Origin of the sequence: Bradyrhizobium sp. AZCC 2289, from assembly GCF_036924615.1 — a bacterium.
Taxonomy (GTDB): domain Bacteria; phylum Pseudomonadota; class Alphaproteobacteria; order Rhizobiales; family Xanthobacteraceae; genus Bradyrhizobium.
The window spans coordinates 10,029,428-10,047,236 of the sequence record NZ_JAZHRY010000001.1; the positions used below are offsets into that span (position 1 = coordinate 10,029,428).

General features: G+C 60.4%; 19 protein-coding genes and 1 pseudogene. 10 read left to right on the forward strand and 10 right to left on the reverse strand.

Translation table 11 applies throughout. The features are described from left to right. Positions 1-36: 36 nt before the first annotated feature. Positions 37-1,254: an IS256 family transposase gene (locus tag V1289_RS47200; RefSeq protein ID WP_334407198.1), complete on the reverse strand. Its 1,218-nt coding sequence runs from the start codon at positions 1,252-1,254 to the stop codon at positions 37-39. A gap of 172 nt (positions 1,255-1,426) precedes the next feature. Next, positions 1,427-2,281 (reverse strand): hypothetical protein, encoded by an 855-nt coding sequence (locus V1289_RS47205; protein ID WP_334406535.1) that lies wholly within the window; start codon positions 2,279-2,281, stop codon positions 1,427-1,429. 259 nt (positions 2,282-2,540) lie between these two features. On the opposite strand from V1289_RS47205, the gene V1289_RS47210 reads away from it, so the two are divergent. Both V1289_RS47210 and V1289_RS47215 read left to right on the forward strand, forming a co-directional pair. Beyond that, positions 2,541-3,812, forward strand: a complete 1,272-nt coding sequence (locus tag V1289_RS47210; RefSeq protein WP_334406537.1) for an ATP-binding protein — start codon at positions 2,541-2,543, stop codon at positions 3,810-3,812. A gap of 17 nt (positions 3,813-3,829) precedes the next feature. Beyond that, positions 3,830-4,216 (forward strand): ABC transporter substrate binding protein, encoded by a 387-nt coding sequence (locus V1289_RS47215; RefSeq protein ID WP_334406539.1) that lies wholly within the window; start codon positions 3,830-3,832, stop codon positions 4,214-4,216. A gap of 44 nt (positions 4,217-4,260) precedes the next feature. On the opposite strand, the gene V1289_RS47220 is transcribed toward V1289_RS47215, so the two are convergent. Next, entirely contained in the window at positions 4,261-4,416 is a 156-nt protein-coding gene (locus tag V1289_RS47220; RefSeq protein WP_334406541.1) for a hypothetical protein, read from the reverse strand. Positions 4,417-4,720: 304 nt separating this feature from the next. Here V1289_RS47220 and V1289_RS47225 point away from each other — a divergent pair, with 304 nt between their 5' ends. Next, positions 4,721-5,113, forward strand: coding sequence for a hypothetical protein (locus V1289_RS47225; protein ID WP_334406543.1), 393 nt, complete (start codon positions 4,721-4,723; stop codon positions 5,111-5,113). An 802-nt stretch (positions 5,114-5,915) separates the two neighbouring features. Continuing rightward, positions 5,916-6,212, forward strand: a complete 297-nt coding sequence (locus V1289_RS47230) for an HU family DNA-binding protein (RefSeq protein WP_309177184.1) — start codon at positions 5,916-5,918, stop codon at positions 6,210-6,212. Positions 6,213-6,631: 419 nt separating this feature from the next. Here the strand turns inward: V1289_RS47230 and V1289_RS47235 are convergent, their stop codons facing one another. Further along, positions 6,632-7,519, reverse strand: coding sequence for an NAD-dependent epimerase/dehydratase family protein (locus V1289_RS47235; protein ID WP_334406545.1), 888 nt, complete (start codon positions 7,517-7,519; stop codon positions 6,632-6,634). Between the two features lie 208 nt (positions 7,520-7,727). Between V1289_RS47235 and V1289_RS47240 the strand changes: the two genes are divergently transcribed. The 6 genes from V1289_RS47240 to V1289_RS47265 all read left to right on the forward strand — a co-directional run bounded on the left by V1289_RS47240 (position 7,728) and on the right by V1289_RS47265 (position 13,686). Then, positions 7,728-8,981, forward strand: coding sequence for an ABC transporter substrate-binding protein (locus V1289_RS47240; RefSeq protein ID WP_334406547.1), 1,254 nt, complete (start codon positions 7,728-7,730; stop codon positions 8,979-8,981). 88 nt (positions 8,982-9,069) lie between these two features. Continuing rightward, complete coding sequence (locus V1289_RS47245) at positions 9,070-10,326, forward strand: ABC transporter substrate-binding protein (RefSeq protein ID WP_334406549.1); 1,257 nt, start codon at positions 9,070-9,072, stop codon at positions 10,324-10,326. Between the two features lie 54 nt (positions 10,327-10,380). Further along, positions 10,381-11,271, forward strand: a complete 891-nt coding sequence (locus tag V1289_RS47250; protein WP_334406551.1) for a branched-chain amino acid ABC transporter permease — start codon at positions 10,381-10,383, stop codon at positions 11,269-11,271. Next, positions 11,268-12,221, forward strand: coding sequence for a branched-chain amino acid ABC transporter permease (locus V1289_RS47255; protein WP_334406553.1), 954 nt, complete (start codon positions 11,268-11,270; stop codon positions 12,219-12,221). The genes V1289_RS47250 and V1289_RS47255 overlap by 4 nt, the downstream gene beginning before the upstream one ends. Further along, positions 12,218-12,967, forward strand: a complete 750-nt coding sequence (locus tag V1289_RS47260; protein ID WP_334406554.1) for an ABC transporter ATP-binding protein — start codon at positions 12,218-12,220, stop codon at positions 12,965-12,967. Before V1289_RS47255 ends, V1289_RS47260 begins: the two co-directional genes overlap by 4 nt. Continuing rightward, positions 12,964-13,686, forward strand: coding sequence for an ABC transporter ATP-binding protein (locus V1289_RS47265; protein ID WP_334406555.1), 723 nt, complete (start codon positions 12,964-12,966; stop codon positions 13,684-13,686). Before V1289_RS47260 ends, V1289_RS47265 begins: the two co-directional genes overlap by 4 nt. 140 nt (positions 13,687-13,826) lie before the next feature. Here the strand turns inward: V1289_RS47265 and V1289_RS47270 are convergent, their stop codons facing one another. The 6 genes and pseudogenes from V1289_RS47270 to V1289_RS47295 form a co-directional block, all read right to left on the reverse strand. After that, positions 13,827-14,429 carry a hypothetical protein gene (locus tag V1289_RS47270; RefSeq protein WP_334406556.1) on the reverse strand — a complete coding sequence of 201 codons (603 nt, stop codon included), beginning with the start codon at positions 14,427-14,429 and terminating at the stop codon, positions 13,827-13,829. A 250-nt stretch (positions 14,430-14,679) separates the two neighbouring features. Continuing rightward, positions 14,680-14,967 carry a hypothetical protein gene (locus V1289_RS47275; RefSeq protein WP_334406557.1) on the reverse strand — a complete coding sequence of 96 codons (288 nt, stop codon included), beginning with the start codon at positions 14,965-14,967 and terminating at the stop codon, positions 14,680-14,682. Positions 14,968-15,076: 109 nt separating this feature from the next. Further along, positions 15,077-15,466: pseudogene (locus tag V1289_RS50115) on the reverse strand (phytanoyl-CoA dioxygenase family protein); the annotation flags it as partial. A 97-nt stretch (positions 15,467-15,563) separates the two neighbouring features. Beyond that, positions 15,564-16,503 (reverse strand): IS630 family transposase gene (locus tag V1289_RS47285; protein ID WP_334397836.1). Its coding sequence is split into 2 segments (ribosomal slippage): positions 15,564-16,163 and positions 16,165-16,503, totalling 939 coding nucleotides; the frame shifts between segments, so codons are not numbered across the junction. A 160-nt stretch (positions 16,504-16,663) separates the two neighbouring features. Further along, positions 16,664-17,383: a hypothetical protein gene (locus V1289_RS47290; protein WP_334406560.1), complete on the reverse strand. Its 720-nt coding sequence runs from the start codon at positions 17,381-17,383 to the stop codon at positions 16,664-16,666. Between the two features lie 103 nt (positions 17,384-17,486). Then, positions 17,487-17,699, reverse strand: a complete 213-nt coding sequence (locus V1289_RS47295) for a hypothetical protein (RefSeq protein ID WP_334406562.1) — start codon at positions 17,697-17,699, stop codon at positions 17,487-17,489. Positions 17,700-17,809 lie beyond the last annotated feature (110 nt).

Genomic DNA, 17,809 nt, shown 5'->3' on the forward strand with positions numbered 1-17,809 from the left:
GCGTGGCGCATTCTCCGGGAACATGAGGGTATCGTTTCAGGCTGCGAGGTCAATCGGCTGATTGCCAGGCTTTACGGCGAGCGTCTGCCATCCATCGACCTTGCGCATGTTGATCTGTCCAGAGGCGAGCAGCGCCCAGAACAACATGGCTGCGGTGTCTGCTGACGGCAGCACGGTTTGCGTCTTGATTCTTCGCTTGAACTCTTCGTGCAGCCGCTCGATTGCATTGGTGGTGCGCACGCTGCGCCATTGGCTCGGCGGCAGGCGCGTGAAGGTGAACAAGCGTTCTCCTGCCTCCTCCAGGCTGTCGGCGACGGCGCGATGCTTGAGCCTCCATTTGCGGATGAAGGCTTTGCGGCGCGCTTCGATCTCCTCAGGCGTCGTCGCGTAGATCATGTCGTTGTAATCAGCGGTGATCTCGTCATGCAGCCGCTCTGGGGCATGTGCGAACAGGTTCCTGTGCTTGTGGACCGTGCAGCGCTGGACCGGCACGCCGTCCCAGACGGAGGCGATGGCCTTGTCGAGCCCCGGCGCGCCATCGACGATGAGGAATTCCGGACGCCGCAGCCCGCGATTGATGAGGTCAGCAAGGACAGTGCGCCAGGCCTCGGCGCTCTCGCCGCCCATGCTCTTGATCGCGAGCAGCACCTTCTGGCCGTCCTCGCGCACGCCGAGAACGACCAGCAGCGAGATGGAGGTCGCCTTGCGGTCGAGCCGCACGCGCACCACGGTGCCGTCGAGGATCAGGCGCACGATCGGCTCTCCAGTCAGCGAGCGGGTGTGCCAGGCGTCCCAGTCGCTCTTCACCTTGCGCCAGGTCCGGCTCACCGTGTCCTTGCCGACCGTCCCGCCGAACAAGGCCGCGAGCGCGCGACGCACCCGCCGCGTGTTGGTGCCAGCGAGATACGTGCTCGCGATCAGCGCGTCGGCGGCCAGTGTGCGCCGCTGATAGGCCCGCAGCGTCTGGCTCTTCCATTCGGTCGTCTTGCCATCGGCAGTGGTCAGACGGGCGCGCGGCACCGCGATCTCGATCGGTCCGAACGTGCCGGTCAGCGATCGCGTCCGGCTGCCGTGGCGGTGGCCCGCAACGCTCGCTCTTCCTTCGTTGCCGGACATCGGGATGCGCCCGTAACGTGGCCGCGAAAGTGCCGCCTCGAGCTCGCCGCGGAGCAGTTCTTCGATGAACTCACGCGATCGAGCCCGCACTTCGGCCTCAAGCGGATCAAACCAATTGTCGAAAAGATCGCCGGCCATATCGGCCGCAGGCTGCAAAGAATCAGGCTTCGTGGTAGTGCTCGTCATGGCGTGGTCTCCAGTCCGACGCTTCAACGCCGGATGATTCGAGGTTGATCACCCCGGAGACTACGCCACACTCAATTCCTACCAACCCCGCGACGGCACCAAGGTTCGCAGGTGCCGGATAACATCAGCTGCGCGCTGATCGTCGCGTCGAATATCGGCAACTATTTCCCTCAACTCTGATGATGCTGTCTGGCTTTTCTCCACCAAGCAGGCGTATGGCAGCGGAGCCCGCTTCCTTGCTCAACGCTCGCGCTGACAGCATGGGCCCACCAAGAATTTCTTTGCCGAAGAAGGAGTCATCATGCGTAAAAATCGGCGCATTCGCCGTGGCATAGAGAGTTGTTAGAGCCCGGTCGCCTTCATATGGCACGCCTGCTGCATCGACGACCATAGTGTTCCAGAAGATCGCAGAGTGTGGCGGAAGATTAGCGGTTTGTTTTAGTATGTCCTGAAATGAAAGATTATCATACCATCTGATATCGACCCGGCCTTCCAAAGGCCTCAATTCCTTCTGAATTTCGTTCCGCCAAAACAATTCATTGGGCGAGTTGCCGTTTACTACGGCTACAATCTTTGTAGATGGCGATACCCGCAAAAACCTCTCGAAGAGAAAGCGGAAGTCGTGTCTAACGGCGACCAAGGCATCGTTCTGGGCAATATCTGAATACTGGAGCCGGCGCTGGTCGTTTGCCGTAAACAGGGCTGGCGCTTTTGGAAAGAGCTGCTGTCTGTGCCGCCGAACGAATGCGGCGGCGGGTGCGCCGACGGCTACAATCAGGTCCGGGACACGCTCGGCATAAAGGGCTCCCAGATATTGAACAAAAGGTAGCTCTGGATTGGAGTCGCCTGAGCGAGCGCTTTCAACCGAATGCTCCCGTACGTCCAGCGGCCACGGAGACTGCCTATCCAATTCCGCGCGTATTTGTTTGGCATATTCGTTCCAAGGTCTGAACTCCCGACCGACCGAATGAAGGATCAATACCGCCCTGCGCTCGGTCGCATGCAGGCTCCCTGAATGCAACAGACAAGCACAAGCGCAAATAGTGATTATTAACCGCTTTAGCAATCTAGTATCTCTGCGCGTTATCCGAAAAAGCGGGCCTCACCCCTGTAGTCGCTTGGCGGAACGCTGAGAGCTGGGACGGTACCGAACCAATGGGTATCGTTGATCTAGATCAATCGACTGTTGAACCCGTCCTAATCTCATGCGCCTGACGCAACAACCACGGGGAAGTTTGGTGACGAGCACACCGAAATCATCGCCTGCTTCGGAGGTGATGCTGTTCCCACAATTGCCCGCTCTGCAACTGATCTATGACACCGCCCCAATCGGCCTTGCCTGCCTGTCGCGTGACTGCCGATATCTACAGATCAACCAGCGCCTTACCGAGATTTGTGGCATATCTGTCGAGGGTCATCTCGGGCGTTTTGTCAGAGACTGCGTGCCCGCGCTGGCGGATTCCGTCGAGCAGATCGTGCGTTCGATCATCGAAACTGGAGAACCTGTCATCGGCATCGAAGTCGCGGGACAACGTGCAGATCAGGTCGAGGACCGCTCCTGGATGACCTATTGGCATCCACTGCGAACGCCAAATGGTGAAATCGTTGCGGTCAATGTGGCTGCCGAGGAGATTACCGAACGCAAGCGCGCTGAGCGGGAAATCCGGAGCGCCAGGGACGCCGCCGAGACGGCCCTTCGGCATTTGCGCGACATCCAAGGCTCGCTGATCGAAGCTGAAAAACTTGCCGCGCTTGGCCGAATGGTCGCTGGTGTCGCTCACGAGATCAACAGTCCACTCGGTAGCAGCCTGACTGTTGCCTCGACGCTCCAGCGCAAGGCCGAGTTGTTCGCTGCCGAAGTCGCGCGCGGCGATCTCAGGCGTTCAACTCTGAGCGAGTTCGTGGAACTTGTCGGCGATGCTTCGGCGCAATTGGTATCAAATCTCGGTCGGGCCGCCGAGCGCGTGCAATCCTTCAAGCAAGTAGCGCCCGATCAAACTAAGTCCCATCGGCGAAGCTTCGACGCAAGCGAACTGGCAGGCCAGGTTCTCTCTCAATTTGCGCGGCAGCTGCAAAACCGCGACATTGCGCTCAGCCTCCGATGCGAACCTAATCTTGCCATGGACAGCTACCCCGGGCCATTCGGTCAGGCCCTGACCAATCTCGCTGTCAATTCAATGACGCATGCCTTCTCCGGTCGCCGCAAGGGGAACATCGACGTCTCGGTTCGCGCGGCCGGGCACGAGCATGTAGAGGTTCTGTTCGCCGACGACGGCTGTGGCATGGCTCCCGACGTCGAGAGGCGGGCCTTCGATCCGTTTTTTACAACGCGCCGACATGATGGCGCGAGTGGTCTTGGTCTGCATATCGTCCACAGCATCGTTTTGGATCGATTGGGGGGACAGCTCCGGCTTGAAAGCAAGCTCGGCTCGGGTACTACCGTTCAAATAATCTTGCCACGAATGGCCCCGGACCGAAGCGCCGGTCACAACGAGGACTCTTCGGCTTAAAACTTGATTTTGTGAATGTGACGAGCGATCCCGATCTGGATGGCGCCTTCGCATCCATCGCCAAACGAGACCCGCAAACGCACTTTGTTGGCGGCAGCCCCTTCTTCTTGATCCGTCGGGCCAAACTCGTCGCACTGGCAGCGCGCCATCGCATTCCCGCCATTTACGCCTGGCGTCAATTTGTCGTGGATGGGGGCTTGATGAGCTACGGAACAAGCTTCACAGAATCCGCTCGCCAGACAGGCGTCTATGTCGGCCGGATCCTCAGCGGCGCCAAGCCCGCCGAACTACCCGTCCTGCAACCGACCAAGTTCGAACTGGTCATCAACCTCAAAACCGCCAGGGCGCTCGGCCTCACCGTGCCGCCCGCGCTGCTCGCGCGTGCCGACGACGTGATCGAATGACGCCCCGCGTTGGTCAAGCGCGTGAGAGCCGCACAACTATAAGGCTAGCCCGACTTGTTCATCTTCTTTACTTTGGCGTCGGTTGCCTCGATTGCCGCGGCCAATTCCCATATCGCTTTCGCCAAGAGGTCGGCAGCTTCCTTGGCGTCCTGCGATCGCTCGGCTCGAAGTGCATAGTTCTTTGCTGAGGACAGTGACATCGTGAACTTTCCCAAGAAAAACCCGAAGAAAAACCCGCCGGGTTGAGGCGGCGGGTTTTCGTTACGCAATACTCTCGCGACGCTTTGGGGGCGCGATTGGCAAATACATAACTGTCCGCGGTTAAGATTTGACGAAAGCCCGCCGGCATAACCGACGGGCCGCGGCTGGCCAGGGCTCGGTCGGCCCGCTCGCCAGCACCGGGCTTCCCGGGGGGATGTCCAATTTGCAATCGGCGCGGTTCGAACCGCCCGCCGACTTCATCGCGTCCCATCAGCGAAGGCCCTAGCAAGATGGAGATGACAGATGAAACGGACCATGATCGCGACGGTGCTTAGCACAACGCTTCTCCTGGTCGGCATGCTCCGCGCAGGCCACGCCGACACCTGGGTATTCAGGGATACGCTGCGGCCGAACGGTCACGACCGCAGCATGGCGGCCAAGCGCGCCGACGGCCGCAGCTGTGGCGCTTCGCGCAGTGGCCGGTCGTTCAGCGCCGCGGCTGCTCCTAACATGAGAGCGTGCATGTTCGTGCGCGGCTGGACGCTCGATCATATCATTCCCGATCCGCCGTCGGTCAACGCGCGCGCCCGCGTCTCCGGCGACGATTCACCGGCGTCACCCACGCCCCAAATCGACACGTCCTCTATGACGACATGGTTCGATGGCAGCAGGATCAGGACAACCTTCAGCAGATGATGAACAACCAGCAGATGATCAATGATCAGCAGATGCTGAACGACCAGATGTTTCAGCAACAGCAGCAACAGATGATCAACAACATGAACCAGTAGTGGAACGGAGAATTACGGCGACACCCGTGAATCCTGCGCATTACCGATGGCTGACAGCTGCGTCGGACTCCTGGCCGATCCAAGCGGCAGCTACGCGCGCCTTTGAGGGCGCTGCACCTCGTCGTTGTTACTGATGCAACGTCATCAGAGCGGAGCGGTGACAGGCATCTCAGTTAGCGGCGTCCGTAATTCTTCCCTTGCCGGCACACGCCTTGCACTGGACTGGATAAATTTTCCGATTTGGCTGTGCCGGTTGCTTTATCGCTGGAAAGCCGGTGCCATTGCAGGCCGGGCACCTGTGCTCATTGATTTTCGGTGACAGCTTCATTTGAACCTTTCAGGCCGCCTCAGTTGGCGGCCTTTTTCAAGGCAGCTCAATCGGCGCAACAACCGAACCCGCGGCAACTGCGCCGGTTCTAGGTATAATTTCGGATTTCATTCATCGGGCCGTGATCAATATTGAACACCGACGCCATACTTAAGGCGAGCATGAACCCTCCACACTGCAAATCCACGTTGAACAGCCATCTGCGTTCGCGGAGTTCCTTGCGTTTTGGGCCTCGATAGGTTTTAAGCCCGCAGACTTCATGACCATAGGTATGAACGAGAAGCGAGCTGCGTGGCTTTGCCGCGTTTTGGACCGAGGGACGCACCCAGCGTATCTCATGCGCTTTAAATCGTTCTGAGCCTCCACAAAGGAATCCATCATGACCAAGATGACCAAGAATCAGTTGATTGATGCAATTGCAGAGGGAACCCAGGTTTCCAAGGGAGACGTAAAGGCCGTCATCGAGCAGATGGCGACCGTAGGCTATAAGGAGCTGAATGAATCCGGCGAGTTCGTCATTCCCGGCTTCGTCAAAATGTCCGTTGTGAACAAGCCTGCTACCGAGGCCCGCAGCGGGGTAAATCCTTTCACGAAAGAGCCTATGGAGTTCGCGGCCAAGCCGGCCAGCAAGTCGGTCAAGGCGTCACCGCTGAAGGTTGTGAAAGACGCTGTTTGAGGCCCGTGCGGCGGATTAGTTGGTCGACCCCGTCCGTCATAGCTCGATTGAGCGAAGGCGGAACGCGTAATCCGCCGCTCAAGGCTCCAACGCCGATGTATCCCGTGCTATCCTCCGCCTGACGTCGAATTATCGTCGCGCCTGGACGATTGGCGAGCAGCGATTTCCGTGAACGATGATAACCGCGCGGCGGTTGGCCTGAAACGGCGGATTGCGCCGGAGCCTGTCATCGGGCAGCGCCTTGCGCGGACCCGTTGAGCTCAAATCCGCCCCACGGGCTGTAGCCGAGCGAGAACGCCGGAACGCTTCTCCTCGCGCGAGGTTCGATTTGATTCTGTAAGTACTTCAAAGCAGACATCCGCCAACACCTCAAAATTTGTGGCTTCGCGCTATAAGCTCACCGTCTCCGCAACAAGCCGCTACACCAACTCTCTTGCAATCCACTCCGTGATCGAACGATGCTTCGGTCGCCAGCCCAGAATTTCGCCAGCGCGTTTGCCGCGCACGCGGCTGTTGGAGCCGAGCGAGAATATCGCCTTCTCCCTGCCCCACGCCGCGATCGCCTGCTCGGCCGGCCACGGCTGCGCCACACCCAGGCCGAGCCGCTTGGCGATTGCCTGCGCCACCTCGCCCAGGGCTTCCTCGCCGTTTTCGACATACATGAAACTTCCACCCGGCGCCTTCGCGATGGCGAGCGCATAAAGCGCCGCGACGTCGGCGATATGCACGTTCGACCAGCGGTTCAGGCCGCGGCCGATGTACCGCGCGACGCCGCTTTCCCGAGCTTGTTGCGCCAGCACGGGAACTTGCACGCTTTGCGCGGGCACGCCCAGCGCGTTGCCGTAGATCATGGAGTTGCAGAGCACGACCGAGCGAATGCCTGATGTACCGACGACGAGCCGGTCGATCGCGACCCGCGCTACCCGTTCAGGCTCGGGCTCGATCGGCGTGTCCTCGTGAAAAATCCGATCCGATGGCTCGCCCATGGCTCTATCAGCCACGTTGCTGCTGCCGCTGGTATGGATCAAGGGCTTGCCCGAGCCCGCAAGCCCGGCGATCAAGGCGTCGATCGCGCCACGGTGGCCGCTGTTTGCCGCGTTGACGACGCCGTCGGAGGCGCGGGCTTCGGCCCGCAGCAACGCGGTATCGTCAAGCGAGCCGATCACCGCCTCGATGCCGTGTGCTGCGACTGCGTCGGCCTTGGCCTGGTCGCGTACCAGCCCGCGAACCCTATGACCATCCGCGATCAGGGCGTAAGCGACCGCGCCGCCGATAAATCCGTTCGCGCCGGTGAGGAAGATGCGCATGGTGTTCGCCCTGTCGTTGCCGCCGCTGCCGCGAAACCGGGCCTGGCCGACGGCTAGGCCGAAGGTCGCAACGGCCGCTCCGGGTTATCATTGGCAAAAGCAATTCGGAAGGGCTACGCTGATGGCTCAATAGCCGAAGGCATCGAGAGAATGCCGGCTATCGGGACATGTTCATACTGTCAGGTTCATATTGTCTGGGAGGACACGCATGGATAAGCCGCAACGGCCCTGGTCGGTCGATCGCAGGACTATTCTAAAGACAAGCGCCGCTATTGCTGCAGTGCAGGTTACTTCCCCCTTCATCATCCAGGCCCGCGGCGAAACGCCGGTGCGGATCGGCATGGTCGATCCGCTCACGGGCGTCTATGCCGCAATCGCGCAGAACGAAGTGGTCGGGGCGAAATTCGCCGCCGAAGAGATCAACAAGAAGGGCGGCATCCTGGGCCGGCCGGTCGAGCTCCTGATCGAAGACTCCGCCAATGACGTCGGCACCGGCGTGCAGAAAACCCGCAAGCTGATCGAGCGCGACCAGGTGAGCTTCATCATCGGCGACGTGAACTCCGGTATCGCCATCGCGATGGCGCAGGTCACCAGCGAAAAGAAAGTGCTCCATATCGTCTCGGGAGGCCACACCGATCCCGTCACCGGCGCAAATTGCTCCTGGAACGTGTTCAGGGTCTGCAACTCCACGACGATGGATGCCAACGCGATCGCCACCACGCTGATAGAGAAGTTCGGCAAGAAGTGGTACTTCCTGACGCCGGATTATGCGTATGGTCATTCGGTGCAGGCCGGCTTCGAAAAAGTCCTGAAAGCCGCGGGTGGCACCTCCGCCGGCTCCCTCGTCCCCCTTGGCACCGCAGATTACTCCGCCTACCTGATTCAGGCCAAGTCGTACGGTCCGCAGGTGCTGATCAACGTCATGGGCGGCGGCGACCAGGTCTCGAGCCTCAAGCAGTTCGTCCAGTTCGGCCTCGACAAGCAGATGGCCATCGGAGGCGCCTTGTTCGAGCTTGAGAGCATCCGTGCCGTGCCCGATGGCGCGCGCGTCGGATGGTGGACGATGGAATGGTGGTGGGACCAACCGGGCGTGCCGCATGTCGCGGAATTCAACACCGCGATCAAGAAGATCACAGGCGCCTCTGCCACCGCCCGCAACTGGTTCGGCTATGCGTCGGTGCAGACGCTGGCGCTGATTGCGAACCAGGAAAAAACACTCGACGCACCCAAGCTGGCGCATGCGCTTGCCGGATTCAAGCTGCCGCCGGAAGTCGCCCTGCAACCAGGAGCGCCGGAGTACCGCGCCGGCGACCATGAATTGATGAGCACGGTGTTTGTCGGCGAGGCGCACCCGCCGAAGGGCGACCCGGACAATATGTTCACGATACGCACCCCCGTGTCCGGCGAAAAGGCCGCCGGACCGGTCGAAAACACCGGCTGCAAGATTCAGTGGCCAGCCTGAACCGAAACGGATTTCGCCTGGTGCCTGACCGCACCGGGCGAAATCACTTCTGCAACAAGAAACTGAACCTCCCAACGAGGACAAGCCCATGACATCCTTCACCCCAAGAATCGAACGCCGCACGCTTCTCAAGGGCGCCGCCGCGCTCGGCGCCATTCAGGTGGCTTCCCCCTTCATCATTCAGGCCCGCGGCGAGACCGCGGTCCGGATCGGCATGGTCGATCCCCTCACCGGCGTCTATGCCGCGCCCGCCGGCAATGAGGTGATGGGCGCCAAGCTGGCCATCGAGCAGATGAACGCCAAAGGCGGCATTCTCGGACGCCAGGTCGAATTGCTGGTGGAAGATTCCGCCAACGACGTCGGCACCGGCGTGCAGAAGGCGCGCAAGCTGATCGAGCGCGACCAGGTCAGTTTCATGATCGGCGACGTCAATTCCGGCATTGCGGCTGCGATCGCCCAGGTCACCAGCGAAAAGAAGATCCTGCACATTGTCTCCGGCGGCCACACCGACTCGATCACCGGCAAGGATTGCAAATGGAATGTGTTCCGGGTCTGCAACACCACGCGGATGGAAGCCAATTCGGTATCGAGCGTATTGTACAGCAAGTACGGCAAGAAATGGCACTTCATCACGCCCGACTATGCCTTCGGCCATACGCTGTATGACGCCTGCACCGACGATCTGAAGAAGCTCGGCGGCACCGTCACCGGCAACGAGCTGACGCCGCTCGGCACTACGGATTTCTCGGCCTATCTGATCAAGGCGCGGGCGGCGAACCCCGACGTCATGATCCTGCTGGTGCAGGGCTCCGACATGATCAACTGCCTCAAGCAGGTGGTGCAATTCGGCCTCGACAAGCAGATCCACGTCGCAGGAACGCAGCAGGAGCTGGAATCGCTCGCCGCGCTGCCGCCGGAAGCGCGGATCGGCGTCTGGATGTTCGAATGGTACTGGAAACAGCCGGGCGTGCCGGGTGTCGAGAAATTCGTCGCCGATATTCGCAAGGTCAACAAGGGCAACGTGCCGACCGCGCGGCACTGGTTCGGCTACGCCTCGGCGATGTCCTTTGCCCTGGTGGCCAACCGGGAAAAGACGCTCGACGCAGTCAAACTGGCGGCGGCGCTGGAGAATTTCGAGCTGCCGGACGACGTCAAGCTGCAGCCGAACAAGGTCTACTACCGCAAGGGCGACCATCAGCTGATGACGTCCGCCTTCGTCGGCGAGGCGCAGTCGAAAGGCAAGGACGATCCGGAAGATCTCTACCGGGTCGACGAAGTCGTGCCGGGCGACAAGACCGCACCTACCGTTGAAGAGACAGGCTGCAAAGTCCAGTGGCCGGCGTAACATGAAGTCCGCGATGCCCACGGCCCCGGGAGCGATTTCTCCCGGATCAATTCCATGTCCGTTATCCGGTGCCCGATGACCCTGCTTCTGCTGTTCAACATCACCAACGGGCTCATCGTCGGCGCGTTCTACGTACTGATGGCGCTCGGCCTGTCGCTCATTCTCAACCTCAGCAACACAATCAATTTTGCCCATGGCGGATTTCTCGTCATCGGCGGCTACATCGCCTATGCGATCACGCCCTATATCGGCTTCTGGGGCGCACTATTGATCGCGCCGCCTTTGACCGCTTTGATCGGGCTCGTGGTCGAGCGCGTGCTGATCCGGCCGCTATACGGGCGCGATCCCCTGTACAGCCTGCTGCTCACGTTTGGGTTGGCCTTCATCATCGAGGACGGCACCCGCTTCATCTTCGGGCCGCAAGGCAAGCCCGTCACCATTCCGCCGTTTCTGGCGCAACCCCTGAGCAATGATTTCTTTTTCATCACCGGCTATCGCCTGTTCATGGTGGCCGTGGTGGTGATCGCGGTCACGCTGTTGTTCGTGCTGCTGCGCTATACGCGGCTGGGCATCCGCATCCGCGCCGGCACCCTCGATCTCGAGACCGTCGCCGCCCTCGGAATCAACGTGCAACTGCTGCGCTCGCTCAATTTCGCGGTCGGCATTTTCCTGGCTGGTCTCAGCGGCGTTCTCGCGGCCGGGCAATTGGGGCTTGAACCGACCATGGGGACCGGCCTTTTGATGCCGAGCTTCATCGCCATTATCGTCGGCGGCATCGGCAGCCTGCCGGGAACCCTGCTCGGCGGCCTGCTGATCGGGGTGGCCTCGGGACTAACCGCAGTGTTCCTTCCCGCCGCCAGTGAGGCGGTCATCTATGTCATGATGGCGGTGGTCCTCCTGATACGCCCGCGCGGACTCTTGGGCGAAGAAGGAATGATGTCTTGACCGCTGAACAGACCCGCAAGCTGATCGTCCTCGCGGCGATCTGGGCCGCCTTGATATTTGCCCCGTACTGGATGGTGCCGCTCGGCGGATACACCGCGCTCGCCACCCGCGTCCTGGTGCTGGGCCTCGCCGCGATGTCGCTGAACTTCCTGCTGGGATTTACCGGCGTGCTGTCGTTCGGCCACGCCGCCTATTTCGGTCTCGGCGCCTACGGCGCCGGGCTGACGCTGAAATTTCTGGCGGCGAGCACGCCGCTGGCGCTGCTGCTCGGAATGCTGCTCGGCGGTGTTTGCGGCGGCCTCCTGGGTACGCTGATCGTGCGGCGGCGTGGCGTCTACTTTGCGATGGTGACGATCGCTTTCGGTCAGGTGTTCTACTACATCGCGTTTCAGTGGAGTTCGCTGACCGGCGGCGATGACGGCCTGCGCGGCTTCTCCCGTCAGCCGCTCGACCTTGGCCTGTTCAAGATCGACATCCTCTCCAGCCCCAACAATTTCTACTTCTTCGTCCTGTTCTGTTTCGCGCTTGCCGTCGGCGCCATGGGATTTATCCTGCGCTCGCCGTTCGGCCGCACCATGATCGCGATCCGCGAGAACGAGCGGCGCTCGCGTTTTCTCGGCATTCCCGTCGAACGGCACATCTGGATCGCATTCACTTTGTCCTGCTTCTTCATGGGATTGGCCGGCGCGCTCTATGCCCTGGTCAATAATTTCGCCGATCCGAAGGGGCTGCATTACAGCCAGTCCGGCGATTTCGTCATGATGGCGGTGATGGGCGGCATGCGCAGCTTCTGGGGTCCGCTGCTCGGCGCCACCGTGTTCGTGGTGCTGCAGGATTACCTGTCCAGCGTCACCGTCAACTGGATGTCGTTCGTCGGAGTTCTGTTCGTGCTGGTGGTGTTGTTCTTCCCGCGCGGCCTGCTCGGCTTCCTGCAGCGGAGCAAGGCATGAAGATCCTCGAAATCAACGGTGTCACCAAGCGATTCGGTAATCTCGTGGCGGTGCGCGATGTGTCGCTGAACGTGGCCAAGGGCGAGTTGTGCGCCATCATCGGGCCGAACGGCGCCGGCAAGACCACCTTCTTCAACCTGATCTCCGGATTTTTTCCACCGACTTCCGGCAGCATCAGCTTCGACGGCCAGGACATCACAAAACTGTCGACGCATGAGCGCGTCACCCGCGGCATGGCGCGAACCTTCCAGGTCACCGAGATCTTTCCCGAACTCACCGTGTTCGAAAACGTCCGCATCGCCACTGAGGTCGCCAGCGGATACCGGTTGCGGCCGTGGATCAACCGCGCCGAACAGGCGCAAGTCCATGCCCGCGTCGAGGAGACGCTCAAGCTGGTGTCGCTGGAAACCAAGACCGACAGGCTGGTCGGCGAACTCGCGCATGGCGACCAGCGCGCCGCCGAAATCGCGATGGCATTGGCGCTGAAGCCGCATCTCTTGCTGCTCGACGAGCCGACCGCCGGCATGGGCGATCAGGAAACGTTTCAGATCACGCAACTGATCCGCCGCCTGCACCGCGAAAGCAATTACACCATCGTGCTGATCGAACACGACATGCGCGTAGTGTTTCATCTTGCCGACCGCATCTGCGTGCTCGATCAGGGCAGGATGCTGGCGCAGGGCACGCCGCAGGAAATCGCCGCCAACGAGACCGTTCAGGCCGCTTATCTGGGCACCGCCGCATGACCGCCGCATTGATCGCCGAAGGCCTGCACACTTATTACGGCAAGAGCCACATCCTGCATGGCGTCAGCCTCGAAGTGGCCGAGGGCAAGATCACCGCCCTGCTCGGCCGCAACGGCGCAGGCAAGACCACGACGCTGCGCAGCCTGATGGGCCTGACGCCGCCGCGCGAAGGCAAGGTTGCCGTCTTCGGCGCGGATACCACGCGCTGGCCGACCTTCCGGATCGCAGCCAGCGGCGTCGGCTATGTGCCCGAAGGCCGGCGCATCTTCGCCAATCTCAGCGTCGAGGAAAATCTTAAAGTCCCGCTCGAGCGCGGCGGCCCGTGGACCATCGAGCGGATCTACCAGCTGTTCCCCCGCCTCGAGGAGCGCAAGCTCAATCGCGGCCGCCAGCTTTCCGGCGGCGAACAGGAGATGCTCTCGATCGCGCGCGCGCTGCTGCTCAATCCCCGCCTGCTCATTCTCGACGAGCCTTCGCAGGGCCTGGCGCCGCTGATCGTGCGCGAGGTGTTTCGCATCGTCCAGCAGATGAAGGCCGAGGGCATTTCCGTTCTGCTGGTCGAACAGAACGCGCGGATGAGCCTGGAGATCGCCGACGAGGCCTATGTGCTGGACGACGGCATCGTGGTCTATTCAGGACCCGCGCGCGAACTCGCCGCCGACGAAGCCCGCGTCCGCGCGCTGGCCGGCGCCAGCGCCGAGGAATGGACGCTGAGTTGAGGTTGTGGAAGGTCGTTTGAGGCGCTCCGGAAAACGAGACGGTGACGATAGTTCGACACATCTTATCTTTGGTACGGTAACTGAGCGGCAGACTGCTCGCCTTCAAGACGCGGTGAGACCGCGGCCCGAATAGCTCCCGCTCACAGCGCCGCCTTGATGCGATCGACCTCGCTGTCTAGAATCCGCAGGGCATTGGTCGCGGCCTCACCGATTCTACGGCTACTATTGACATATGGATAAAGAGAGTCACCGTACGAAACTCCGATGTATCCCTTCAGTTCGATAGGAGTGTCAGCTGGAAATGTGTCTAGCAGCCGTTTAGCGTTAGCCAACTCCGCGCGAATGGTGTCCAACTCAAAGCTGACATCGATCGGCAACAGCTCGAGGTTTTTCCAGGCTTCCTGAAGCTCTTCCTCCTGGGGGTCAATGCGGATCACCGACGGAGGGAATTTACGCGGCGCCGTCCGATAGCCAGTTAGCACGTTCTGGACGTCATTCGCCTGCGTTTGGATTTTCTCCAGAGCCGGGCGGAGCCGAAGGCAAAGACCAAGCTTTTTTCGGTTGAGTTCCCTGAAATCACGATCCCTGTCAGCGTAGACTTTCGCCATGGCGGCGAAATAGGCCATCGTGCCACCGCCGAGCGCAACGAATGCGGCGATCAAAGTTTGCCAATCTTTCAAGGTCGTGGTGCTCGTCGGCCCCATGACCCCTGTCCACGCGATCAAGGCCGCGGCGAACGTCAACACGCAGATTCCCAAGGTATCTAATCGCATGGCTCGAAGCTGCCTTGGCCCGTACAGATTGTCGAGGGGGCACGAGGAGCGTCAAACCCTTCTGCGACGATCTCGGATGGAAATGGAAGTCAGGCCGCTGGTGACCGACGACGGCGGCTAACAGGTGGTCAAGTCCGCGCCACATCGTGCGCGCCTTTAGACGCGAGAGGAGGTCTGCGGGAGGGCACACGGCCGGGCATGATGCGTAAGCTACGCCATCTCACGCGCGGTAAGCGGTCTTGCCGGTGCCGCGATAAAGCACGCGTACCTGCTCTTCCGATACTTCCTTGTGAAAAGCCAGCGCCTCGGGCTCGAGGTCGCGCTTTGGCACGTGCGCCGGCAGAAAGTTGCCGTAGCGATCCTTGCCGCGCACCAGCGTCGCCCAATCGCGCGCGCCCACCGCCTGCTTCAAATGGGTCGGGATATAGCGGACGGCAAGACCGATGCGGCGGTCGTCGGAGCGGTTTGGCTCCGATCCGCACATAGTCCGCTTTGGCCTCGTCGACATCGACGGCGATCTCCTGCCCCCGGGTCAGCAGATTGTTCTGGTCGAACGTGTCCTCGTGCCGGACTTGCTGCGTGTGGGTACCGGCAATGAACTTCATGCAGCCGGAAATCCTGTTGGCGGGCGACATCGCGATCCAGGCGGTCGCGACATCGGATGAACTGAGACCCCAATAGGTGGCATCCTGATGCCAGGACACGAAGCCTGGATCGAGCGCCTCCTTGATGAAGAAGCTGGTATTCCAGCACAGGATGTCAGGCCCCAGCAAATCCTCGATCGCATCGAGAATTTTGGGATGTCGGATCATCTCGTCGATCCAGCTGAAGAGCACGTGGCTGCGATGGCGCATCTCCGCCCTGATCGGGCCGCCGCTGCCGGCTTCATAGTCCTCGAGCTTGCGGCGGAAATCGGCCACTTCGCCGGCGCTGAGCGCATCGACCGCGAAGTGATAGCCGCGGTCGCGATAAGCAGCGACGTCGCGTTCGCTGAGCAATTTCGGCACCGGTCCTCCAATCCTTCTTGTTTTGGCGAAGGGTGTCTCTGCCGTTTGATGCTGTCAAGAAGCGACCACTAGAGCGCTTTCCACTTGATATGGGTCACTACGCGTATCCGGCATGTCGAAAGTAGTTCGCGCACTGCTCGGGTGCAAATGTCTTGATGAGCCTGCCGATCAGCTTCATCAGCGTTGTCACGGTGCGAGCGGCCCCCTTGCGCAGCGCTGTCTTTAGCTTCGAGAATGCCATTTCGATCGGATTGAGGTCGGGCGAGTAGGCCGGCAAATAGCGCACCTTGGCGCCGACCGCTTCGACCGCCTGGCGAACGCCGTCGATCTTGTGGGTGCGCAGGTTATCCATGAATACGATATCGCCTTTGCGCAGCGTCGGCGCGAGGATCTGCTCAACATAAGCGAGGAACGATGGCCCATCCATCGCGCCGTCAATGACATAAGGCGCCGTCAGGCCATTGATGCGCAGCGCGGCAACGAGCGTCAGCGTCTTCCAGTGGCCGTGCGGCACGCTCGCAACGAGACGCTCGCCACGCGGTGAGCGGCCGCGATGCCGGACCATCTTGGTCGTAACCGCCGTCTCGTCGATGAAGACGAGGCGCGGCGCATCAAGCTTGGATTGCTCGACCCTCAGCGCGGCACGCGCTGCAGCGACATCAGGACGATCCTGTTCGGCGGCGTGCAGAGTTTTTTTTGAACGTGATGTCGTGGCGTTCGTAGAAGCGCCAGACCGAGGTCGTACCGGTTTTCAGCCGCTTCTCGGACTTGAGCCGCGCGCGAATCTCTTCGAGCGTCAAGTCCGGCTCCGCTGCGACCAGATCAAGCAGCCATTGGCGATGCGCCTCGAGCGGCGAGCGGCTGTGGCCCGTGCCGGGCAATGCCGCTACACTGCCCGTTGTCGCCCAGCGCTCGATCCAGCGGATTGCGGTCGAGGCGCCGAGACCGAGCACCCGCGCCGCTTCCCGTCTGCTCTCGCCGTCTTCGACAAGCGCGACCGCCCGCGCCCTGAGGTCTTTCGAGTATCCCTTCGCCATCGCGCGACCTCGCCGTTGCTGTCAAAGCAACTCGAATCTGATTTGCGCGCCTCTGGGAACCCCCTTACTGTTCCGATTCACATCAACCGAAAACCGCTCTAGTGTAGCGGTTTTCGCGGCGGATCACGCCTTGGGCTGATCCCCCAAGCTCCAATGCAGTTCAGAATTCCTGGACCAAGTGCTCTGAGGCAGAGGAAAAATTGATGAAAAGGATGTCTTCGCCAATTGGGTTCGAAGGAAACAGCGCGTATCGGCCCTCTTGTTGCGACAAGAATTTGACATCCTTGAGGAATGGCCCCGGAACCGGTGGACGACCTTCCTGAATTTTTAGCGCAACGTGATCATATTTGACCCGACCTGCGTGGCTGGCCTTAAAAAAATCCGCGACTGGGTTAAGCTTTATGCGCCCTTGAAAGTAGAGATGGGCCGTGAATTTCCCGAAGTCCTTGATCCTAACGCAAGCGTCGTAGTTGGAATCACCACCGCACATCACCTTAGTGAGTTCCTTCAGATCGCCGTCGGACGCGCAGAATACCCAAGGGTCATTGGCGAATTGATATTGGAATGTAACGTCGCTGGCTGACCAATCTTTCGCACCATCCATCGGGGAAAGACCAGGGGGCATTCCTTCGGGACCGATACGATTTAGCAGCTCGGGCGTTTTATCGCTTACATGGTCGACATACACTTCCGAAATGTTTTCGAGGCGATCACCAATCCAAGGCGCGGCGCCTTGTTCTTCAAGACGCCGATAATACGACAAAGGTCGAATGACGACATTGCCGCTCATCATCGACCCGACGTCGCGCGAATGAAGAAACTTATAAACTGATCGTCCCATTTCTTCACCAGTTAGTGACTGAATTTCGGTGCCGTGCACTCAGTTGGCGCTCGGAACACCAATCAGAAAACCGCTAGTGAGCACTGGCGCTGAACTTTAGACTTAGTGCACTGTGGTCATAATTCAATTCCAACACAGCGACCTAACCGGTCCAAGGCAAGCCATACTTCTGCAGCAGCGCCACCGCTCCGGTCGCAAGAGTAACAAGAAGCCCGCTCCACCAAAAGGATCGAGGACGAGCCGCATTGATCGAGCGAAGGTAAAGAAAAGCGCCGATGACAGGTCCGTAGTTCTTCCTGAATTCGCCATTGCGTTTTGCGATCTCCACCAAATCCGAATATTCTTCGTCCGACACAGCCGACCTCCATCTCCGGATCCTGTCCGAGATTTAAAGTGCCTTGAACCGGCCCGCGTTAAGTGAGCGCTACAGATAATCCTCCGACCATTCTCGGGGCATCAACCGTG